The sequence below is a fragment of the Nitrincola sp. genome, assembly GCF_048264025.1.
In the GTDB taxonomy this organism is placed as follows: domain Bacteria; phylum Pseudomonadota; class Gammaproteobacteria; order Pseudomonadales; family Balneatricaceae; genus Nitrincola.
The window spans coordinates 59,626-81,831 of the sequence record NZ_JBLXDN010000003.1; the positions used below are offsets into that span (position 1 = coordinate 59,626).

Annotated in this window: 23 protein-coding genes; 7 read left to right on the forward strand and 16 right to left on the reverse strand. The window is 49.6% G+C overall.

Annotated elements, in window-relative coordinates; all coding sequences use genetic code 11:
- Positions 1-67 precede the first annotated feature (67 nt).
- Both ACN0R1_RS03745 and ACN0R1_RS03750 read left to right on the forward strand, forming a co-directional pair.
- Positions 68-694, forward strand: coding sequence for a hypothetical protein (locus ACN0R1_RS03745; protein ID WP_417580069.1), 627 nt, complete (start codon positions 68-70; stop codon positions 692-694).
- A 70-nt stretch (positions 695-764) separates the two neighbouring features.
- Entirely contained in the window at positions 765-1,688 is a 924-nt protein-coding gene (locus ACN0R1_RS03750) for a universal stress protein (RefSeq protein WP_417580071.1), read from the forward strand.
- Here the strand turns inward: ACN0R1_RS03750 and xthA are convergent.
- Positions 1,682-2,497: an exodeoxyribonuclease III gene (xthA, locus tag ACN0R1_RS03755; protein WP_417580073.1), complete on the reverse strand. Its 816-nt coding sequence runs from the start codon at positions 2,495-2,497 to the stop codon at positions 1,682-1,684. The two genes, ACN0R1_RS03750 and xthA, sit on opposite strands and share 7 nt — an antisense overlap.
- Positions 2,498-2,680: 183 nt before the next feature.
- Between xthA and gorA the strand changes: the two genes are divergently transcribed.
- Positions 2,681-4,048, forward strand: coding sequence for a glutathione-disulfide reductase (gorA, locus tag ACN0R1_RS03760; protein WP_417580075.1), 1,368 nt, complete (start codon positions 2,681-2,683; stop codon positions 4,046-4,048).
- Here the strand turns inward: gorA and ACN0R1_RS03765 are convergent.
- A complete protein-coding gene (locus ACN0R1_RS03765; RefSeq protein ID WP_417580077.1) occupies positions 4,045-5,229 on the reverse strand; it encodes a cation diffusion facilitator family transporter in 1,185 nt (394 codons plus the stop codon). The genes gorA and ACN0R1_RS03765 overlap by 4 nt on opposite strands.
- 499 nt (positions 5,230-5,728) lie before the next feature.
- Between ACN0R1_RS03765 and ACN0R1_RS03770 the strand changes: the two genes are divergently transcribed.
- On the forward strand, positions 5,729-6,622 hold the full coding sequence (locus ACN0R1_RS03770) for a bile acid:sodium symporter family protein (protein ID WP_417580079.1): 894 nt from the start codon (positions 5,729-5,731) through the stop codon (positions 6,620-6,622).
- On the opposite strand, the gene queE is transcribed toward ACN0R1_RS03770, so the two are convergent.
- The 14 genes from queE to ccoN all read right to left on the reverse strand — a co-directional run bounded on the left by queE (position 6,619) and on the right by ccoN (position 19,845).
- Positions 6,619-7,251 (reverse strand): 7-carboxy-7-deazaguanine synthase, encoded by a 633-nt coding sequence (gene queE, locus ACN0R1_RS03775; RefSeq protein WP_417580081.1) that lies wholly within the window; start codon positions 7,249-7,251, stop codon positions 6,619-6,621. The genes ACN0R1_RS03770 and queE overlap by 4 nt on opposite strands.
- Before the next feature lie 51 nt (positions 7,252-7,302).
- Complete coding sequence (locus ACN0R1_RS03780) at positions 7,303-8,217, reverse strand: recombination-associated protein RdgC (RefSeq protein WP_417580083.1); 915 nt, start codon at positions 8,215-8,217, stop codon at positions 7,303-7,305.
- Between the two features lie 5 nt (positions 8,218-8,222).
- Entirely contained in the window at positions 8,223-8,771 is a 549-nt protein-coding gene (locus ACN0R1_RS03785) for an adenine phosphoribosyltransferase (RefSeq protein WP_417580085.1), read from the reverse strand.
- A gap of 43 nt (positions 8,772-8,814) precedes the next feature.
- The gene (fnr, locus tag ACN0R1_RS03790) at positions 8,815-9,582 is read right to left on the reverse strand and encodes a fumarate/nitrate reduction transcriptional regulator Fnr (RefSeq protein WP_417580087.1); all 768 of its coding nucleotides are present in this window, start codon (positions 9,580-9,582) and stop codon (positions 8,815-8,817) included.
- Positions 9,583-9,691: 109 nt separating this feature from the next.
- Positions 9,692-11,080 (reverse strand): oxygen-independent coproporphyrinogen III oxidase, encoded by a 1,389-nt coding sequence (gene hemN, locus ACN0R1_RS03795; protein ID WP_417580377.1) that lies wholly within the window; start codon positions 11,078-11,080, stop codon positions 9,692-9,694.
- Between the two features lie 61 nt (positions 11,081-11,141).
- Complete coding sequence (locus tag ACN0R1_RS03800) at positions 11,142-11,810, reverse strand: sulfite exporter TauE/SafE family protein (RefSeq protein ID WP_417580089.1); 669 nt, start codon at positions 11,808-11,810, stop codon at positions 11,142-11,144.
- Positions 11,803-12,003: a cbb3-type cytochrome oxidase assembly protein CcoS gene (ccoS, locus tag ACN0R1_RS03805; protein ID WP_417580091.1), complete on the reverse strand. Its 201-nt coding sequence runs from the start codon at positions 12,001-12,003 to the stop codon at positions 11,803-11,805. Before ccoS ends, ACN0R1_RS03800 begins: the two co-directional genes overlap by 8 nt.
- On the reverse strand, positions 12,003-14,507 hold the full coding sequence (locus ACN0R1_RS03810; RefSeq protein ID WP_417580093.1) for a heavy metal translocating P-type ATPase: 2,505 nt from the start codon (positions 14,505-14,507) through the stop codon (positions 12,003-12,005). The genes ccoS and ACN0R1_RS03810 overlap by 1 nt, the downstream gene beginning before the upstream one ends.
- Before the next feature lie 22 nt (positions 14,508-14,529).
- Complete coding sequence (locus ACN0R1_RS03815; RefSeq protein WP_417580095.1) at positions 14,530-15,045, reverse strand: FixH family protein; 516 nt, start codon at positions 15,043-15,045, stop codon at positions 14,530-14,532.
- 74 nt (positions 15,046-15,119) lie between these two features.
- On the reverse strand, positions 15,120-16,538 hold the full coding sequence (gene ccoG / locus ACN0R1_RS03820; RefSeq protein WP_417580097.1) for a cytochrome c oxidase accessory protein CcoG: 1,419 nt from the start codon (positions 16,536-16,538) through the stop codon (positions 15,120-15,122).
- 136 nt (positions 16,539-16,674) lie between these two features.
- The gene (gene ccoP / locus ACN0R1_RS03825; RefSeq protein WP_417580099.1) at positions 16,675-17,568 is read right to left on the reverse strand and encodes a cytochrome-c oxidase, cbb3-type subunit III; all 894 of its coding nucleotides are present in this window, start codon (positions 17,566-17,568) and stop codon (positions 16,675-16,677) included.
- Entirely contained in the window at positions 17,565-17,762 is a 198-nt protein-coding gene (locus ACN0R1_RS03830; protein ID WP_417580101.1) for a cbb3-type cytochrome oxidase subunit 3, read from the reverse strand. Before ACN0R1_RS03830 ends, ccoP begins: the two co-directional genes overlap by 4 nt.
- A 6-nt stretch (positions 17,763-17,768) precedes the next feature.
- A complete protein-coding gene (gene ccoO, locus ACN0R1_RS03835; protein WP_417580379.1) occupies positions 17,769-18,383 on the reverse strand; it encodes a cytochrome-c oxidase, cbb3-type subunit II in 615 nt (204 codons plus the stop codon).
- A gap of 25 nt (positions 18,384-18,408) precedes the next feature.
- Positions 18,409-19,845 carry a cytochrome-c oxidase, cbb3-type subunit I gene (gene ccoN / locus ACN0R1_RS03840; RefSeq protein WP_417580103.1) on the reverse strand — a complete coding sequence of 479 codons (1,437 nt, stop codon included), beginning with the start codon at positions 19,843-19,845 and terminating at the stop codon, positions 18,409-18,411.
- A gap of 383 nt (positions 19,846-20,228) precedes the next feature.
- Here ccoN and rlmM point away from each other — a divergent pair, with 383 nt between their 5' ends.
- The 3 genes from rlmM (at position 20,229) to ACN0R1_RS03855 (ending at position 22,202) form a co-directional block, all read left to right on the forward strand.
- On the forward strand, positions 20,229-21,293 hold the full coding sequence (rlmM, locus tag ACN0R1_RS03845; RefSeq protein ID WP_417580105.1) for a 23S rRNA (cytidine(2498)-2'-O)-methyltransferase RlmM: 1,065 nt from the start codon (positions 20,229-20,231) through the stop codon (positions 21,291-21,293).
- A 161-nt stretch (positions 21,294-21,454) separates the two neighbouring features.
- Positions 21,455-21,634, forward strand: a complete 180-nt coding sequence (locus tag ACN0R1_RS03850) for a sulfurtransferase TusA family protein (RefSeq protein ID WP_417580108.1) — start codon at positions 21,455-21,457, stop codon at positions 21,632-21,634.
- The gene (locus tag ACN0R1_RS03855) at positions 21,603-22,202 is read left to right on the forward strand and encodes a ProQ/FINO family protein (RefSeq protein ID WP_417580114.1); all 600 of its coding nucleotides are present in this window, start codon (positions 21,603-21,605) and stop codon (positions 22,200-22,202) included. Before ACN0R1_RS03850 ends, ACN0R1_RS03855 begins: the two co-directional genes overlap by 32 nt.
- Positions 22,203-22,206: the final 4 nt, after the last annotated feature.

The following is a 22,206-nucleotide window of genomic DNA, read 5'->3' on the forward strand; positions in this document are numbered from 1 at the left end:
GTGCGGCTTTTGCGTTTGAGTAAGTAGCAGGGGTGCGAATCAGCGGGTAATGGGTTATATTCTTGGTATGAATAAACTTCCTCAATTACAGTTGGTTATAGTCACACTCTTGCTGTTAGCCCTGCTATCCGGTTGTGCGTCGTCACCACCGCCTGCCAGAGCGCAGGACAATATCTGTGACATCATTTCGCATGACCCTTCCTGGTATCATGCGGCTAAACAATCCGAGTCCCGTTGGGGGACGCCAGTCTCCACTCAGATTGCATTTATCCGCCAGGAGTCTGCCTTTCAACATAATGCCCGGCCTCCCAGACCTTATCTGTTTGGTTTGATTCCGATGCCAAGGAAATCATCAGCCTATGGTTATGCACAAGCCCAGGATGGCACCTGGGATGATTATCGGCGTGCGACAGGTAATCGATTGGCTCGGCGTAGCAGCATCGATGATGCGCTGGATTTTATCGGTTGGTATAACCATATGTCACAACAACGTAACCGTGTTGCATTGAGTGATTCCTATAACCTTTATCTTAACTATCACGAAGGCCATACCGGCTTCAGAAATGCCAGCTATAACGCCAAGCCTTGGTTGATCAATGTCGCCCGCCGTGTTGAGAGCCGGGCGCAGCTCTATGAGAGCCAGTTACCGGGTTGTCGATTGCCCTCAGGTTTGTGTCTCTGGCCATTTTGCTGAGCCTGATCAGCAACAGCGCACTGAATCTCAGCTAAGATTAGGGTAAATAAGCTCAGCAAGGAGTGGCATCATGACTAAAATTTCAAAGCTATTGGTTAATCTGACCACTGACGAAAATACCGAAGGCCTGCTTGAGAAAGCTGTGCGTATCGGTCAGTCAACTGGTGCGGGTATCGAATTGTTCAAATGTGGCTATCAGTCGTATCCCAGTAGTATGAGCATGGTGGGGCCAGCCATACTTGAGAACCTTCAGCACCAGCAATTGCGGATGATGGAAGAAGAGTTGGATCAGATTGCGGCTTCATTCCGTCGTTTGCAGCCAGGTATCACTACGGATGTTGCCTGGGCCAGAGATATTTCCGATGGCGTATTGACCAAGGCTGCACGCTATCAACCGGATTTGCTGTTGCATGAAGTCGCTGAGCATCCGCACCTGTTGCATCGCATTTTGGTACCCCAGGACTGGGAACTGTTGCGTGAAGCCAAGGTACCTTTGCTGTTGTGTAAAGAGCGGCCCTGGCCGGATCGTATGCGCCTGGTGGCAGCGATAGATCCCTTCCATCTACATGATAAAGCGGCCGTTATGGATCATGAGATCCTGGCTCAAGCTCGGCTACTGGCCGAGAGTCTGGGAGCTGAATTGCATATATTGCATACCTATGCCTCCGTCCCTCAGTCAGCTATTTTTGATGACACTGTCATCGGTGATTTTGAGTCGATGCAAGTGCGGGTTAAAGAAGAGCATGAAGCACGGTTAGTACAGGTAGTCAAAGAGTTTGATCCCGAGTTTGATCTGTCATTGCTGCACGTGATTGAAGGCGAAATCCACCAAAAACTACCCGAGTTCGTTCGCAATCAGGGCATGAATCTGGTGGTAATGGGGTCACTTGCCAGAGGCATGCTGGATCGTCTGCTGTTGGGCAGTAGTGTGGAAAGGGTACTGGATGTCGTACCCTGTGATGTGCTGGTGTTAAAGCCGGACGCCGCTCAGTAGTCAAACTCCGACCAGACAGGGGCATGATCAGAAGGTTTGATCATGCCACGTACGGCATAATCGATATCGCTTGCGATACAGGCTTGGGTTAATACCGGCGTGGTGAGGATGGCATCAATACGCAGACCGCGCTTGGGATCATCTTCAAAGCCTTTGCTACGGTAATCAAACCAGCTGAATTTGTCGTCTTTGTGTGGATGCACTTTACGGTAGCTGTCCTGAAGACCCCAGTGATGCAACTTGGATAACCACTCACGTTCTTCCGGCTGAAAGCTGGTCTTGCCGGTCTTGAGCCAGCGCAGACGGTTAGGTTCACCTATGCCGATATCGATATCTTCAGCCGAGATATTCAGATCTCCCATCACCACCAGTGCCTGTTCGGTTGAGTATTGAGTCTCTAATAGACTCAGCAGATCAGCATAAAACTTGCGCTTGGCTGGAAACTTAATCGGGTGTTCAATGTTTTCACCCTGTGGGAAATAGCCATTGATCACTGTGTAGGTTTTTCCCGAGGCGCTGAGAAAGTCACCGGTGATGATACGCTTCTGTGCTATGTCATCATCATCCGGAAAGCCTTTTTCTATTCTTAGGGCTGGTTGGCGGGAAAGCAGGCATACGCCGTAATGAGTTTTTTGACCATGGAAATAGGCGTGGTAACCCAGTGCTTCGATTTCAGCCAGAGGGAAGGCTTCGTCAGCCACTTTAGTTTCCTGTATGCCAATTACATCCGGCTGATGAGTCTCAATTAGCGCTTCCAGTTGGTGTATACGCATACGGATACTATTGGTATTGAACGAAACCAGTTTCATAAAGCTCACTCTTGGATTGTCATAAGAGGCCCCATTCTAAAAGGCTTAGGTCGATCCGGCAAACTGATTGAGGAGTTTTTATTGATAGTTAATATTAATGGGTTTTTTAGCCTAACTAGATTGGTCAGTGTCAGGTTGCAGCGTGTATCCTAATCACTATTCTGAAAACCTGAGGAGTCAGTCGTGAGTCAGTTTGATTTTGATCTGTTTGTTATTGGCGCTGGGTCGGGTGGTGTGAGAGCCGCGCGTATGGCGGCGTCCATGGGCGTGCGTGTTGCGATTGCAGAAGAGCGTTACCTGGGAGGCACCTGTGTCAATGTCGGCTGTGTACCGAAAAAACTTTATGTCTACGCCTCGCACTATGCTGAAGGTTTTCATGAAGCCGCCGGTTTTGGCCTTCAGGCTGAGAGGCTAGGCTTTGACTGGCCGACACTGAGAGACAACAAAACCCGAGAGATCAGCCGATTGAACGGTATCTATGAAAAGATGCTGTTGAACGCCGGCTGCACGCTGATTCAGGAACGCGCCACAGTAGTAGGCCCCCACGAAGTTAAAGTGGGAGGTAAAACCTACAGTGCTGAACGTATTCTGGTTGCTGTGGGCGGTTGGCCATTCGTACCGGACATTCCTGGGGCTGAGCACATCATCAGCTCCAATGAAGTGTTCGATCTGGATAATTTTCCTGACAAAGTCATCGTTGTTGGGGGAGGCTATATCGCTATCGAATTTGCCGGTATTTTTGCAGGGCTAGGTGCGAAAACCCATCTGGTACATCGTGGCGATCTGTTTCTGAAAGGTTTTGATCAGGAAGTGCGTGAGTTTACCGCCCGTGAGGTCGCTAAAAAAGGGGTGCAGCTGCATTTCAATACTAACCTGACCGGGATAGAAAAAACGCCTGAGGGTAAGTTGATTGCGCAGTTCGATGACGGCCACCAGGAAACGGTTGATCAGATCATGTATGCAACCGGCCGTGTACCCAAGACCCAAGGGTTGGGGCTGGAGCAGGTCGGGGTTCAGCTCAGCGCTAAAGGGGCGGTGGTGGTGAATGATCAGTTCCAGACGGAGGTGCCTTCTATTTATGCTGTCGGGGATGTGATTGATCGGGTGCAATTGACGCCTGTGGCGCTGGCTGAAGGGATGGCCCTGGTTCGCTCGCTCTATGCGCAGGGAAATCCAGCGGTGGATTATGAGCTGATTCCCACGGCGGTGTTCTGCCAACCGAACATCGGCACAGTGGGCTTAACCGAGGAACAGGCACGTGAGCGCTACCCTCAAGTGGATGTGTATCGTTCAGAGTTTCGGGCGATGAAACATACCTTGAGCGGCAGTGATGAACGCACCTTAATGAAGCTGCTGGTCGATCGTGACACAGATAAAGTACTCGGGGTGCATATGGTCGGCGCCGAAGCAGGCGAGATCATTCAGGGGATTGCTGTAGCGCTGAAGGCCGGTGCAACCAAGGCTGTTTTTGATGCCACCATTGGCATACATCCTACCGCGGCTGAGGAGTTTGTTACGATGCGTGAACCTTCAGCCCCTTTTACCAGTTAAGTTTCGACCTGGCTGTCGTTCACTGGCAGCCAGATACGAATATTTCGGAACCAGTTCAAGCTTTGCAACTCCTCTTGTAAATTAGTTTCCAGCGACTGGGCAGTCAATCCGGTGTTTTCAAGTAACGGATAGATCTCGTGGCTAAACTTGATTTCGAGTTCGATGAACTTGGGGGCATAGTAAATAGTCAGCTCATAGGCTGGGCAATCACCTAATAATCGACTTATGGCAGCGTTCAGGTGGTTTTCCACCTCGTTACGTGAAGGCATCAGTGGTTGCGCAATATCGGGTATTAACTCATCGTCATAGGTGTCGATGTGATAGATGATGTAACCTATGTCATCAAACCGGTTTTTCAGTTTGGCACAGACGATATCACCGATAAAGTGTCCTTCAGAGGCGCTCATATGAGCGGGTATCTGCAGATGCATCTCCAGCAGTCCTTGCCCCCCCATCATGCGGGTTCTGAAGTTGTGTACATCTATCACACCCTCAACCGACAGCGCTGTTTCACGAAGCTGGTTGACGCGTTCCTGTGGTAGCCCGGTATCAACCAGTTCGGCCAGGCTTTTCAGTAGCAGGTCGATACCTATCTTGGCGATTAACAGCGCAACCAGTACGGCCGCTAACGCATCCAGCCACCAAACACCTAGAATAGCTCCGGCTATGGCAATCAGGACGACAATTGATGACAGGGAATCAGTTCTATGGTGCCAGGCATTGGCTATGATCAGGTTGGAGTGGTTTGCCTTACCTACTTTCAGGGTATAGAAAAACAGTACTTCATTGGCCAGAATAGAAATGGCGGCAATGATCAGTGCTGGCCAGGTCGGTGGTGAAGGAATCTCGCCCGCAAAGAGTAACTTGAGGCTGTCCCAGGTCATGAAGCCGGCAACTGAAAGTAAAATAACGGCCAGAAATACTGTGCCTAGTGTTTCAAATCGACCATGTCCCCACGGGTGTTCTTTGTCTGGTTTCTTGTGAGAAATGCCCAGCAGAAATATGACCATCATGTCGGTGGCCATGTCAGACAACGAGTGCAACCCATCGGCAATAAGTGCAGTCGAGCCGGTCAAAACACCACCGATCACCTTCAGCGCACTTAAGAGTGCATTGACGATGGCTCCAATGATGCTGATTCGTTGAGCTGCCGCCTGTCGCTGATCGGATGTGTCGCGCATCTGTAAAAAAACCGCATGAGTGAAAAGCCATATCTTACCCTGTGTCAGCTTGAGCTGCCATCATGAATGGTTAGAAATAAAACCGACACGGGAATGAAATAAAATGTGAATAACATTTGATAAAAGGGTTGACAGCCGAAAGATCATCACAAAAACGGAAAAAATCAAAACTCAATCCGGAAAATCTTAATAAGTCGTAAAATAATAGTGTAACCATTTGATTTTGTTGCTAATAAATAAGTGGTTAATTATTAATCAATCTGTGCTGGGGCGTGTGAAAACGGGGTTAAAAAACACTTATCGGCGTTCTTTGCACAGGGTTATCCACAGAAGTTGTGAGTAGGCTTATACAGCCTATATATACTGCGGGATTCAGCGTCTGAGAGCGGCCATTTAGAAGGGCCTAAAAAGCCAAAAAGTTTTTTGCAATGCAGCATTTAGCCGGTGCTTCTGCTAAAATTTTTGCATCATTCAGAAAAGCTAAAAGCGGGTTTACTTTATGCAAGCCACACTGGTTAGTCAGATCTTTCTGCCCCTTGCCCTGTTCGTCATCATGCTCAGTGTTGGCATGTCACTTAAACTATCGGATTTTGTGCGTGTTGCCCGGCAGCCTGTTCCGGTTTTTCTGGGTATCCTGACTCAATTATTGATGTTGCCCCTGCTGGGATGGATCGTGGTGCAGTTGTTTAATTTGCCACCCTTATTAGCAGCAGGTCTTATGATTCTGACGTTTGCTCCCGGTGGAGCCACGTCGAATGCCATCACTCTGCTGGCCAGGGGGGATGCGGCGCTGTCAGTGTCGTTGACAGCCATTAATAGCCTGATTATTCCGTTTACCTTGCCGTTACTGACCGCCTTGATCCTAACCTGGTTATCACTGGAAAGCACACTGGTTCGTTTTCCTGTAATTCAGGCTATTGGGCAGATGGTATTAATAACGCTACTACCGGTTGTGCTGGGTATGTTGTTTGGCCAGTATTGCCCCAACTTGAATCATAAACTTCGATCGCTGTTTCGTTCATTGGCTCTGATCCTGATGCTAATGACGGTTATTTTGCTGGTGGTTAGCAGTTGGGATCGCTTGATCGTGTTGCTGCCACAACTTGCGCTGCCAGTATTAATTCTGGTGCTGGCCGCTATGAGCCTGGGTTATATTCTTGCCAGGATGTTGGGCTTGGATGAGCCGCAGCAGATTACTCTGTTGGTGGAGGTGGGGCTACAGAATGCAGGAACGGCCTTATTGGTGACCAGCACCTTGCTGCAGAGTCCAGAAATGTCGGCCAGTGCGTTGGTGTATGGTGTGCTGATGCAGCTGCCAGCCATGCTGCTGATTGTCTGGCGTAATCGTGCGTGGCTGTTTGGCGTTCTGAAGCAGTTGGCTGTCAGTAGTTAATCTATGCCAATCAGCTTGTGGGTTTGCAGGCTGAGTTTCCAGCGCGGATGGGCTTTACAATAGTCAATGCAGGCCGCCAGTGCGGCTGACTGAGCTGGGCCGTCCATGGGTTGCAGATAGAAATGGTTGAAATGCAACTGTTCGAAACGCTCCGGTAGGGCCTGGATCTGGGGATAAACCAGTTTGAGCTCATCCCCCCCTTGCAGATATAAGGGGGTATCCGCTTTGGGGCTGACGCAGATCCAGTCGATGCCATCAGGCAGGGGTTTGGTGCCATTGGTTTCTACGGCAATGATGAATCCTTCCCGGTGCAAGGCATCCACCAGTGCTTGATCCAGCTGTAGCGCAGGCTCACCACCAGTGCAAACCAGATAAGGGGGTTCGGTGGTGGTGAGTGGCCAAAAGCGTTTCAGGTGGGTTACCAGAGCCTCTGGCGTAGCAAACTTACCGCCGTTCTGTCCATCTGTGCCGACAAAGTCAGTATCACAAAAGTTACACACGGCTGAGGCACGATCTTGTTCACGTCCAGACCAGAGGTTGCAGCCGGTAAAACGACAGAAAATAGCTGGGCGGCCCGCGTGGGCACCTTCTCCCTGCAGGGTGTAAAAACTTTCTTTTACGCTGTACATGACTGCACTCTGCTATTTTTTGTCGAGTTAGTGATCAGGTTTCCCGGTAGATTAATCGCTGACCGGTTCGCCACCGAAGCTGCTGGCCAGCGCCGGAAGCAAACGGCTTATTTCCAGCCCCATGCGGGTAACAGCGGCATCAAAGTCGGCCACTTCATCTTCTGGACGATCGTGTTCCAGTTGTTCATTATACTGGTCCGTCAGTTTGAGGCGGTGCAGGGTCAGGTCGGCATGCAGCACAAAGCTCAGTTGCTCTTCCCAGGTGACTGCAAGGCGGGTGACCTGCATGTCAGTATCCAGGTGGGCACGTATTTCGTCACTGAATAGAGGCTGCCCCTTGATACGAATGACGCCCCCTTCAGCTGAAGTATCGCGTAACTCACATTCATCATCCACTTCAAAGCCACTGCTGACCTGGTTGATATCTTGCAACCACTGTGTCATCACGCTGGCTGGAGCCTGGTTAACGTTAAGCGGTTTTACTTTCAGTGAACCGAGAGCTTCACGTAACGCATTCAGCAACAGCTCACCCCGATTGAAACTACCTGAGTCGATTAGCAGCCAGCCTTGCTCTGGCATCAGCAGGGCGCGGCAGCTCTGTCGTTTGGAGAAAGCGCGCGGGAGCAGCTCCAGCACTACTTCATCCTTAAGCTGGTCTTTCTCTTTTTTGTAGACTTTGCGCGCATCGGTCGCTTCGATACGACTGACCCGCTCTTGCACCTCATCACGAATCACGCTGGCTGGCAGTATGCGTTCTTCCCGTAACAGGGTGATCAGCATATAACCGCTACTGGTGAATACCAGTGAGTCAGCAAAAGGGCAGGGCGCCACCCAGCCACTGCGCTGTAACTCATGGCGTCCACAGGGGGTGAAAGGGTGTTCTGAAAGCGCTTTTTCGAGGGTTTCCGGTGACAGGGTTGAATCGGGTTCAAAACGGTAGCAGAGCAAATTTTTAAAGCTGTTCATGGTTGTTACAGGCCCTCATAAGCCAGCAGACTGAATACGGCGACATTGCTGTCCTGGATTTTCTGAGAGCCCATCAGATCGGGTAAATCAATCAGTGCGGCGACTTCATGTACCTTACCGCCGAGCTTGTTGATCAAGGATAACGCGGCCATGACTGTGCCACCCGTTGCAATCAGGTCATCAAACACCAGTACATTGGCCTCGGGTCCTGGTTGCAGTGCGTCTGTCTGCATTTCGATGGCCGCTGTGCCATATTCAAGATTGTATTCCTGTGACAAAGTATCACCGGGCAACTTACCTTTCTTGCGGATCAGAATCATCGGCAGGTTCAACTGATAGGCAACCACTGACCCAAGAATAAAGCCCCGGGCATCAATGCTGGCTATGTGGGTTATATCCGTGTTCATGTACCGCTGGATAAACGCATCACACACCATGCGCATGGCTTTGGGATCTTTAAACACTGGCGTCACATCACGAAAAACAACACCGGGTTCAGGCCAGTCAGGGATCGAGCGGATCACCGACTTGATATAAAATTCGTCGTAGGACATTTATGTCTCCGAAGGCAAGTGATTCAACTGATAAATGTGCTGATTAGCGGCTGCTTTTGCAGGCATTATCAGTCGTTTGTGCTTCGCCTGAGTGCTCATTGAGCTTCCCGTTATCCAGAATTTCGACTTCTTTGCCATCTACATGGATCAGTCCTAAAGTCTGGAAGCGGGTGAAAATACGGCTGATGGTTTCGACTGCCAGCCCAAGATAGTTGCCTATCTCGTTACGTGACATGGATAAGCGGAAAAAACTGGGTGAGTAGCCGCGTTCATGAAAACGCTGCGAAAGCTTGAGTAGAAAGCTGGCTACACGTTGTTCGGCATTTTTCTTCGACAGCAACATCATCATCTGTTGATCGTTGCAGATTTCTTTACTCATGGTGCGTAGTAACTGACGTCTAAGTTCAGGCATATGCCCTGACAGTTCATCCAGGCGTTCGAAGGGAATCTCGCACACGGTGGTGGTTTCCAGCACTTTCACTGAGACAGGATAGGTCGATGTGTCGTAAGCACTCAGGCCAACCAGTTCACCCGGAAAAAAGAAACCGGTGATCTGCTCTTCACCGTCATCAGTGATGCTGTAGCTTTTAACCGAACCGGCACGAATGGCATAGACACTGCCAAATGCATCACCCTGGCGGAAAAGATGATCACCCTTTTTCAAGGGTCGGCTTTTATCAATGATCGTATCAAGCCGTTCCATCTCGGTCATGTTGAGTGATACCGGAAGGCAAAGAGAACTCAAACTGCAGGTGCTGCAATGAACCTGATTCAGGCTGTGGAGCTTACCTGTCGATTTTTTATCTTCCATCTGCTTGCCTTCCCCGTGAACTCAAAATTATAGCTGCCATTATGTAACATTTCTGCTGCAGGGTGAAGGCTGCACCAGAATAGTTCAGCTTATTCTGCTAAAGCCGACGTTATATAATGCGTGAATAGCCTCGTGTTGGCTGCTGTTTCGGTATATATGCATCAAATGCCATACAGATACGGCGTATCAATAGTCGACCCGAAGGGGTGACGCTGATCTGGCGACCTTGACGCTGAATCAGACCATCGGCTTCAAACTGCTGAAGTTCTGCTAATTCTGCGGCAAAATATTGATCAAAATTCAGGCTGAAGCGCTGCTCGATTGTCGCAGGATTCAGTTCAAAGTGACAAATCAGTTGGTTGATTACCGCACCTCTGACAATGTCATCATCACTCAGACAGACACCACGTTTGATGGCATGCTGCTGTTGTGTCACCGCTTGTGTATAGGTGGCGAGGTCATGTTCATTCTGGTAATAAACCCGGCCGATCTGACTGATTGCAGAAACCCCCATGGCGACCAAGTCACATTCAGCATGTGTAGTGTAGCCCTGAAAGTTGCGATGTAATTGGCCCGCTGCTTGGGCCAGTGCCAGGGTATCATCGGGTTTTGCGAAGTGGTCCATGCCGATATAGACATAACCTGCATTCAGCAGCTTATCGATGGTGTTTTGCAGTATTGCCAGCTTGGTTTCCGGGCTGGGCAGTTCGTCAGGATTGATATGCTTCTGAGAGCGAAAGCGATCCGGGAGGTGGGCATAATTAAACACTGACAGTCGATCGGGGTTCATGCCGATCACTACATCCAGGGTGTCATCAAAACTTTGTTCTGACTGATGCGGTAGGCCGTAAATCAGATCCATATTAATGGATGAAAAACCCAGCTGACGCGACTTGTCGAGTACGGCCTGGGTTTGTTCCAATGGCTGGACGCGATTGACGGCACTCTGCACCTTAGGGTCCAGGTCCTGTACCCCTAAGCTAATTCGGTTGAAGCCTGTTTTGCGCAGTACTTCCAGTGTTTCCGGGCTGGCTTCACGTGGGTCGATTTCGATTGAATAGTCACCCTTGTCATCATTACGCAAATTGAATTGATTGCGTAAAGCAGACATCAGCTCATCCATCTGCTGATCACTGATAAACGTCGGTGTACCACCACCCCAGTGCAACTGATCCACGATCCGGTCATCACTGTACCATTGCGATAGCTGCTTCATTTCGCGGTAAACAGTATCCAGGTAGGGTTGAGCACGGTCACGGTTTCGGGTGATGACCTTGTTGCAGGCACAGTAATAACAAACATGGGCACAAAAGGGGATATGCACATACAGCGACAAAGGCGCAGCTTTATCGGCTGAGTTCTGTCCTTCGCTGATCAGAGCGGCTGGTGAAAGTGCTGGATCAAACTGCACTGCTGTCGGGTAGGAAGTATAGCGTGGGCCTGACAGATCGTAGCGTTTAATCAGATCCATATCCCATACAATGCGACTATCGTTTATCACCAAAAATACCTCAATTCAATCAATCTTTAAAAACTTTTTACACGCCAGTCTACTGATTCTACAGATTGAACAGGCTGCTGAGTGGCAAAGTATAGATACCAAAGCCAATAATCAATGCGCCTGCTATCTGGCGGGTCAGACGTTTCTGCATAATGCTGCGGACCTGACGGGCAAGCAGCCCAGTGGTAAACATGGCGGGTAACGTACCCAGTCCGAATGCGGCCATCAGCAGGGCGCTTTGTTGCCAGCTACCTGCAGCCGATGACCAGAGCAATGTACTATATACCAGACCACAGGGCAGCCAGCCCCAGAGTATACCTAATAAAATGGCTTGGTGTGGGTTGCGAACAGGAAGAATCCTGGCCGCATAGGGTTGGATATGTCGCCATAGATGCCCGCCGAGCTTTTCCAGTCGGGTAATACCAAACCACCATTGACCAACATAAAGCCCCATGGCAATCAGCAGTATGCCTGCAAAGGTTTGCAGTATCAGGCCTGTGATGCCTGTTGCAACCATTGCTCCTGCAACGCCTATTAAAACTCCTGCCAGGGTGTAACTGCCGATGCGGCCAAGATTATACCCCAGCAGTATCGACCAGGCCGGATATTTACCACCCAGTGTATTCAAGCCAACGCTGGCGGCAATACCACCACACATGCCGATGCAGTGGGTGCTACCGAGTAGCCCGATCAGGAAAGCTGTGGTTAGCAGCAGCGGTTCATTCATCCGACTTTCGGCTGCTCTTTGGATCTACTTTGGCGTCATCCGGGATCATGTCTTCGTCATCGTCATACAGAATGCTGTGAGCGGGAGACTCTAAATCGTCGAACTGGCCACTGTTAACACTCCAGAAAAAAGCCCAGAAGGCTAATCCCGTCAAAATCAGTGCGATTGGAATCAAAATAATGATAATTTCCATCAGATACCTGCCTTGGCTTTAGCTGACTCAGGCAGCGGAGCGACCTGAGTACTTTGGGTTTTCCTGGCACGGCGAGCCAGGCGCATAGCATTTCCGGTAACAATCAGCGAGCTGGCAGTCATGCCGATCGCGGCAATGTAGGGTGGCACCATGCCTAAGGCGGCGGCTGGCAGGGCAATGATGTTATAGAGTAGTGAGAGACCCAAGTTTTCTTTAATGATCGTGCGGGTTTTGCGTGCCAAACGGATACCTTCTGCAAGGGTTTGCAGGTTGTTATTGGTTAGTACCGCATCAGCATTGGTTTTAGCCAAGTCAGTGGCTGCTCCCATAGATACCGAGGTTTGGGCGCCAACCAGTACCGGGATATCGTTAATGCCATCGCCCACCATGATGGTTTGCTTACCCTCAGCTTGAAGATTACGGATATGTTCCAGTTTTTGTTCAGGACTCATGCCGCTATTGATCTGATCTATATCCAGCTTTTCAGCTATGCGCTGCACGGCCGGCGATGTATCACCCGTGAGTATCTCAATACTCAATCCCAGTGATTTGAGTTCTTGAATAGCCTGGCGGGTCTCGCGACGGATTTGATCATCCAGCGCAAACCAGGCCAGTGCCTGAGATTCATTCGCTAGCAGTATCCACTGACGTTGTTGGTCTGGCATGGCTGGCAAGGCTTGTCCTGATAACTGCATGGCATAGTCGGGTTTGCCGATACGGTAGCGCTTGCCTTCAATGCTCCCCTCTATACCCTGGCCGACAGTCACTTGAATGGCTTCTGCAGCCGCGGTGTACCAAGGTGTAAAAGCACGCCCTATAGGATGTTCAGACAGAGACTCAAGTGCAGCCCCCCAGTTCAGTGCATCGGCTGACGACGTGCCGTTCAGTGGATGTGTTTCCTGAATGGCTAAACGACCTTCAGTGAGCGTGCCGGTTTTATCAAAAATGATGTGTGTGGCTTTACTGAACGATTCCAGCACATGACCTCGGGTGATTAGCAAACCCTGTTGTCGGAGTGTGCCTGTTGCGGCTGTCAGTGCCGTGGGGGTGGCAAGTGATAGGGCGCAGGGACAAGTCACAACCAATACGGAGAGAGTGATCCAGAAAGCATTTGCCGGTTCAATAAAGTACCAGGCCGTAGAGACACACGCTGCAACGATCAGCGTAGCGCCAACAAAATAGCGCGCAATATGGTCAGCTACACGGGCCACATAGGGTTTTTCACTTTGAGCACGGTCCAGCAGTCTGACAATCGATGATATACGACTATGTTGCCCTACCGCGCTGACCTGCATCTCTATCGGATTTTCTATATTGATAGTACCGCCTACCAGTGGATCCTGAAGCTTTTTCGAGATCGGCATATACTCACCGGTCAGCGCAGATTCGTCTACTGAAGAGAAGCCTTTGATGATTAATCCGTCGGCGGGAATCGTTTGTCCTGGCTTGATACGGACTCTATCCCCAGGTTGTAGTGAGCTGGCTGCCACCAGTTCTTCTTCACCCTCTGAAGTAATGCGCAGGGCGCTGGCAGGAATAAGATTAAGTAATGCATTACCCGCCCGTCCTGTCCGTTGCCTGGCTTTCATTTCCATAAAGCGACCGATAAGCAGGAAAAAAGCAAACATGGTAACTGATTCGAAATAGATATCACCGGTGTTGAATAAGGTGGCCCAAACGCTGGCAATATAACCTCCCCAAATGGCAATGGAGACAGGAATATCCATGGTGAGATGCTTGGCTTTGAGGTCGCGAAACGCGTTTTTTAGAAAAGGCAGTGCGGCATAGAGCACAACTGGTGTTGCTACCACCATGCTGGCCCAGCGCATCAGCAAGACATATTTTTCATCCATGCCAGTGCCAGCAATATCAGCGGCATAAATGGCGGCGGCAAACATCATCGCCTGCATGGATCCGATGCCCGCCACCCCCATACGTATAATGGAGCGCTTACTTTCCTGGGCCAGTAACTGCTCTTCTTTGTCTGGGTGATAAGGGTGAGCTTTGTAACCAATCCGAATCACTTCGGCCAATAGCTGGCTTAGTTTGGTTTCATCCGGATGCCAGACCAGGCGGGCGCGGTGATTAGTCAAATTCACGCTGAACTTGATTACACCGGGTTGCTTTGACAGGTGGTGTTCCAGCAGCCAGACACAGGCCGCACAACTGATACCCTCAATAACGAGAGTTGCTGTATGCGTATCAGTATTGTGACCAGTGACAAAGGCTTGTTGAACTTCCTGATTATCATAAAGCGCTAATTCTTGGGTAAGTGATGCAATCTCAGATAAGTCGGCTGTAGTAGGACTGAGTTCATTACCACGATGCTGATAAAAATTATCCAAGCCTCCCGCAACGATTGTCTCTGCCACTGCCTGACAGCCAGGACAGCACATGCGCTTGTCTTCATCATTGATCCGAGTGAAGTAGTGACTTGCTGGCGGGATATCAGAGCCACAGTGAAAACATTGTTCTGGATCTGTGTTTCGGTTGACTGCTTGCATCAGTTACTTCCGTTCGGTCCTGCTAGGGTACAAGGGTCAGGACTTTGTCATCAAAAGGGGGGTGGGCAACGTGCATGATTTTCCACTCACCTTCAGGTGATATCAGCATAAAGGTTGAACGGGCTGTAATGGGGTGAGTCAGACTGCCGTTGAACTGATGTAGGTCACCCAGTCGATGGAGAATGATAACATGGTCACGCTCTTGGTTGGCGCCCACTTTAATGTGTAATTCCAGCGTGGAAAGATCGGCAGGCAAATCCCCCTGCATGGTGAGCATCGCTTCACCTGTTTGTGTATCCAACGTCAAATTGGCGCTTAAACCCAGAGCCCTGGCGTTCTCTAGCATCGACTCATCCACAGCATAACCACGGCCATCACGGACAAACTCTTTACTCAGAGGTGGATCGATTCGTTGTTGGTTAATGGCAACCGACAGCATAATAAAGCCAACAGTCATGGCAGCCAGTATGGGGGTTAGAATAAACCACAACCAGGGTTGTTTGTACCAAGGGGTAATTTGAACTGCATTTTGACTCATTAAAAGACCTCATAGGACCAGGCGGCAAGAAAATTGCCGCCTAGTATACTTAAAAATAATATGGGGGTTTATCTTTACCGTGATGGTGGCGGTCCCATAAAGCGACTTTCAACTGTTGCGCTGACTTTAGGCTCATCCACAGTTTCGACAGTGAAAACAATCGAAGAGTTCGCCGTGCTGAGTTTATTTTTCTCTATCTGAACTCGAATCGGGTAATTAAGCAATTCGCCAGCACTAACATTGACCTCAGGCTCGTTCACCATTTGCAGTCCGTCAATGCCTTCTACTGTGATTCGGTAGCGCCTATCTACCTGTTCTTTGTTGGCAACTTTTAGCGTGTATACGTTTTGAATCAAATTACCGCTGACTTCATTAAACAATGCCCCACGGTCTCGTATGGCTTCAAACTCAATCGGCACACGATTTGAGAGTACGTAAGCAAACGCTGAACACATAATCACCACCGCTGTCAGATAGCCCATCAAGCGTGGGCGTAAAAGCTTGGTTGGTTTTCCGTTTAGGGAGTGCTCAGTAGTATAGGTGACCAGACCAGGCTCGTAGCCCATTTTCACCATGATTTCGTCGCAGGCATCAATACAGGCGCCACAAGCAACGCATTCATACTGCAAGCCGTCACGGATATCGATACCAACCGGGCAGACGTTAACGCAGGCATAGCAATCGATGCAATCACCCAGACCTTCAGCTTTATAGTCAGCATCTTTTTTACGCTTGCCGCGCTTTTCACCGCGCGCCTCGTCATACGAAATGATCAGCGTGTCCTGGTCAAACATAACACTCTGAAAGCGGGCATAAGGGCACATGTAGATACAGACCTGCTCGCGCAACCAGCCAGCATTACCGTAAGTGGCAACGGTCAGAAAACCCAGCCACCAAAGCTCCCAAGGCCCTAGATCAGCACTGAGAATGCTGGGCAGCAGTTCACGAATCGGAGTGAAATAACCCACAAAGGCGATAGCTGAAGCCGCTGCAATACTAATCCAGATTGTATGCTTGGCCGCCTTGCGCAAGAACTTATTGCCACTCATCGGCTCTTTGTCCATGCGCATGCGTTTATTTCGATCACCCTCTGTGATGCGTTCTGCCCAGATGAAAAACCAGGTCCAGACAAACTGAGGGCAGGCGTAGCCACACCATAGACGACCCGCGAAGACGGTTACAAAAAACAAAATGAAGGCGAGGATGATCAGCAGCCAGGAAAGCAGCATGAAGTCCTGAGGCCAGAAGGTGAGGCCAAATATATGAAACTGTCGGTTAGGTAGATCAAAGAGAATGGCTTGTCGGCCATCGTATTGTATCCATGAAAAAGCAAAGAACATCGCCAGCATGAGAAAGCCGGCAGTGGTGCGCAGGTTTTTGAAAAAGCCTTTATAGTATTTGACGTAAATATGCTCTCGTTTTGCATATAAGTCATAGGACTGAGTGTTATTGTCTTTTCCAGGGGTAACATCTTTGACCGGTATCTGGTTCATGATCTGCCTGCCATCGTTTAACAAGTGTGATTGCTATTCGATTGATTGAATAAGTAAACGCTTAAGTAATGATATTATGCCAAAAAAAAAGGTGATATGACCTATATCATATCACCTTTATTTAGATGGATTTCACTTAGTCGTTACTAAGACTCATAACGTAAGCTGTAACCAGATGTCTCTGGTCCTCGGTCAGAAGGCCAGAAAATGATGGCATTACACCAAAGCGACCATGGCGCAGGGTGTGTGCAATCTGCTCTAGGCTTCCACCGTACAGCCAGGTGTCATTGGTCAGGTTGGGTGCACCTAGTGCATGCATGCCCGTACCCTCAGCCGTGTGACAAGCGGCACAAAGCGATGCGAACTGAGGTTCAGCACGTGCTGCAGATTCAGCATCGTGTTCGCGTTTGCTTAGGCTCAGTACATAGTGAGCCATATCGCGCACACCATCTTCACCCAGAACCTCACCCCATGCAGGCATGGCGCCGTTACGACCCTGATGCAGGGTTGTTTTGATGGCATCTTCAGAACCACCCCACAACCAGTCACTGTCAGTCAGATTAGGGAAGCCGTAAAAGCCTACACCCCCAACACCGTGACAGACAGAGCAGTTGTTGGCGAACAAGCGCTGACCAATCCGGAGACCTTCAGCGTTTTCAGGCTGCTGAAGCTCTTCTACTGACAGCACAGCAAAGCGTTCGAAGATCGGGGCGTAATGCTCTTCAGCATAAGCCATTTCTTCTTCCCACTGTCCTGTAGAGGTCCAGCCCAGCAGGCCTTTGAAGTTACCCAGACCAGGATACAGCAGCAAGTAGACCAGACCAAAAACCACGGTAGCAACAAACATCTGGAACCACCATTTTGGCAGTGGGTTGTCCAGCTCTTCGATACCATCGAAAGAGTGTCCAACAGTCTCTTCAGTCTGTTCCTGATGTGGCTGACTTCTTTTGGTTGCAAACAGCAACCAGGTACAACCCACGATAACCCCCAAAGTGATTACCGTAATCCATGCGCTCCAGAAAGCACTCATTTCTCATCTCTCCCGTTATGGGCACGTTCATTGTCATTTTTCTGCACTTCATCCTCATCTTCATCGGCGAAGGGGAGGTTGGCAGCATCATCGAAGTGTTTTTTGTTCTGGGGCAGTAGTACCCAGATAAACAGTCCGATGAACGTGATCAGCATGATCAATGGCATGAACGGGCCATAGACTTCATAACTCACAATGGATTACCGCACGTCATAGTTTGAGTGGGTTTTACCGAGTGCCTGCAGGTAAGCTACCAGTGCATCAACCTCGAGAACACCCTGTACATCAGACTTGGCATTGGCAATCTGCTCATCAGTATAGGGAACGCCCAGAGTTCTCAGGACTCCCATCTTCTTGGCAGTTTGGTCACCACTGACCTGACGTTCAAACAACCATGGGTAAGATGGCATTTTTGATGTCGGTACAACGTCACGCGGGTTATAAAGGTGCGCACGTTGCCAGTCATCAGAGTAACGCTCACCTACGCGGGCCAGATCAGGACCGGTACGCTTAGAGCCCCACAGGAACGGATGTTCCCATACATGCTCATTGGCAGTAGAGAAATGACCATAGCGCTCAGTTTCTGCACGGAATGGACGGATCATCTGGGTGTGACAGACATGGCAGCCTTCACGAATGTAGATATCGCGGCCCTCCAGCTCTACAGCTGTATAGGTACGCATATCCTGAATCGGCTGAGTCGTAGAGTCTTTGAAGAACAAAGGCACGATCTCGGCCAAGCCGCCGAAGCTGATCACGATGATGATCAGCATTGCCATTAAGCCGGCATTCTTTTCAATAGTTTCATGCTTAATCATTGCTATATGCTCCTCGCCCCAATCATGCAGTCTGTGCAGATGTTTCAGCGTCAGCGGCTTCAACAGAGCTGCCACCACGTACTGTCTGCCAGACGTTATAGGCCATGATAAACATACCTAGCAGGAAGATAGCACCGCCAATCACGCGAACAAGGTAGCCTGGATGGCTGGCTTCCAGCGCTTCAACGAAGCTGTAAGTCAATGTGCCGTCCTGGTTGACTGCGCGCCACATCAGGCCCTGCAGAATGCCGTTAACCCACATGGAGACGATATAAAGCACGGTTCCGATTGTGGCTAGCCAGAAATGCACGTTGATCAGGCCAACGCTGTGCATTTGTACTTTGCCGAACAGTTTCGGAATCATGTGGTATACCGCGCCGATAGAAATCATTGCTACCCAACCCAGTGCACCGGAGTGAACGTGACCGACTGTCCAGTCAGTGTTGTGGGATAAAGCGTTGACTGTCTTGATAGACATCATCGGGCCTTCGAAGGTAGACATGCCATAGAATGACAGAGAAACCACCAGGAAGCGCAGGATTGGATCAGTGCGAAGTTTGTGCCATGCACCTGACAGCGTCATCATACCGTTGATCATACCACCCCAAGAAGGAGCCAGTAGAATCAAAGACATAACCATGCCTACAGACTGAGTCCAGTCTGGCAGCGCTGAGTAGTGAAGGTGGTGACCACCTGCCCACATATAGGTAGCAATCAGCGCCCAGAAATGCACGATCGACAGGCGGTAAGAGTACACTGGACGGTTAGCTTGCTTTGGAACGAAGTAGTACATCATGCCAAGGAAGCCAGCTGTCAGGAAGAACCCTACAGCATTGTGACCATACCACCACTGAACCATGGCATCGATAGTGCCAGGGTAAGCTGAGTAGGATTTGATCATGGTAACTGGCATGGCGGCACTGTTAACTACGTGCAGCACAGCAATAACCAGGATAAATCCCATGTAGAACCAGTTGGCTACATAGATATGAGCTGTCTTACGCTTGAAGACAGTACCCATAAATACGATCGCATAAACTACCCAGACCAGTGTGATCAGGATGTCTATCGGCCATTCCAGTTCAGCGTACTCTTTAGCTGAGGTTAGCCCCAGTGGCAGCGTTACCGCGGCCAGTACAATAACCAGTTGCCATCCCCAGAAGGTGAATGCGGCCAGTCCGTCAGAGATCAGTCGAGTCTGACAGGTGCGCTGCACCACGTAATAAGAAGTGGCAAAAAGGGCGCAACCACCAAATGCGAAGATTACCGCATTGGTGTGTAACGGACGTAAACGTCCGTAGGATAACCAGGCTGTGTCAAAGTTCAGTGCCGGCCAGACCAGCTGGGAAGCTATCAGTACACCTACAGTCATACCGACAATACCCCAGACTACGGTCATGATGGCGAATTGACGCACCACCTTGTAGTTGTAGGTTGGATGATCAGTTGCAATGCTCATATCAGGCTCTCATCAACAAGCTGTTAATAGTAAGAAGAGTTCCACTGGCGATTATCAGTGAATTACCCCTTCATTTCAATGTGATCCAGGGTTTATCTGCGACAGCTTGTCGCGGGTGCGAAATGTATTTTTTGTAAGTGGTGTTCGGTTTGTTATGCTTTTTGTATTTGTATAATTAATTGAAATATATAAATAAAATTAACCTTATTGTAATTATTTTAGGGTTGTCTTATATATAATATGCGTTTGAATTTCACCTGAAAGAGCTGCTTTATGCTAACTGGTAGCGGGTGTTTTTTTATGTTTACTTGATATGGATCAAAAGTATTTTGCAGTAATTATTCAGGTTATGCTGTCTTCCCCATGTTTAAGGTCGAGTTGATATGTCATTTACATCTATTTTATTGCAGTGTCGTGCCGGTTTTGAGTCGGAATGCGCGGCAGAGTTTTCTGAGCAGGCTCTGGAGACAGGACATACGGGTTATGTTCGCTTTGAGCGAAATTCGGGTTATGTACGCTTTATGTTGCAGACTGACGCGCTGGCATTGTTGCAGCAGGTGTCGTTTCGCTCTTTGGTGTTTACGCGTCAGTGGTGTGCTTGTTTGGAGCCCTTTGATCAGTTACCGGCAACTGACAGGTTGAGTGTGTTACTTGGGCCTGTGGCATCCCTGCCAGCCTGTGCTGAATTACTGGCCGAAGTGCCGGATACAACTGAAGGTCGGGAATTGCTTCCTTTTGCTGGCAAGCTGAGTTCGGCGATGGCGCAGACACTGCGTCAGCAGTCTGTCATGTTACCGCGTAAGGCACGCGCCGATTGGCGTATGCACCTGTTTGCTCTGTCGGGCCGTCATCTGTTGATCGGTGTCAGCCCAACGAATAATGGCTCTAAACTGGATATGGGGATACGTCGGCTGAAGTTTCCGGCACAAGCCCCGAGTCGCTCAACTCTTAAGCTTGAAGAAGCCTGGCATTGGTTTGTCCCACGCCATGAATGGGGGGAGCGTTTGGGTGGGGGGAAAACGGCTGTGGATCTGGGAGCCGCACCTGGAGGCTGGACCTGGCAATTGGTGCAGCAGGGTATGTTTGTGACAGCCGTGGATAATGGTCCTATGTCTGAAGACCTGATGGACTCGGGTCAGGTCACTCATAGCCGGGAAGATGCCTTTTATTATCAACCACCAAAGCCCGTTGACTGGATGGTGTGTGATGTCGCAGATAAACCAGCGCGTGTGACTGCACGCATGTTGGAGTGGGCTCTGCAGGGCTGGTGTCGAGAAATGATTTTTAATCTGAAATTGCCAATGAAAAAGCGACATTTGGAGGTGCAGCAGTGTCTGGGAATGATGCGCTCTGGACTGGAGCAGGCAGGTATTTCCTACCGGCTCTCGGCACGCCATCTGTATCATGATCGGGAAGAGGTGACCTGTTATCTGGATCTACGCCGGTAATTACGCCGGTAATCCTGTTCTGAATGCATTTAGCTGGTTTCTAAGGCACAAAAATTCTGAGACAATGTAATTCTTTTTCTGGAAGCTGGCAGTAGCGGATGAATCAACCTGTATCAGATATGACACTGGATACTTCTGGGTTATTATGTCCGGAACCTGTGATGTTGCTGCATAAAAAAGTTCGAGAGCTGACCCCTGGGCAGGTGTTGTTTGTTAAGGCAACAGATCCATCGACCCAGCGTGATATTCCCCGGTTCTGTGCCTTTCTGGGGTATGAGTTGATTGAGCAGCTTCAGCAGGAAGATGGCTATGAGTACTATATTCGAAAAGGTGTTGAGTGAGGCGGAACAGGCCGCACTGCGCACTGAGCAGTTATTGCGTGAATGTGAACAGATTCTTGAACAGGCCGAATACCAACGACAGCGAGTTGAGAGTAAAAAAGTGAGCGATTCAGTAAACAGTGAAAATCCAGGGTCTGCAACGGCAGGCGGCAAACGAAACAAAAATCGTGCTGCGAACATGGCTGCCGTGCAATTGCTGATGGATGCTTATCCTGAGGTTTTTTCGCGCGACAAGGTACGGCCTTTAAAAATTGGTATCCAGGAGGATCTGGTTGCTGATGACAAAGTGTCGCGTACGAAAATCAAGCGTGCGCTTGCTTCTTATGTGCGCTCTCCTCAATATCTGCGTAGCTTTCAGGAAGGTGCTGAACGTATTGGACTGGACGGCCAGCCTGCCGGCACGGTCACGGCTGAAGAGGCCGGGCATGCCAAGGGGAAACTCCAGGCCATGCAGGATGCACGTCGTGAGCGTATTAAAGAGCAGGCACGTGAAGCTAAACAAAAAGAGAAAGAAGAGCGTTTAAGCAGCAAACTGGATCAGTTGCTGACTTTGAATAGTCGCAACTAGTCCA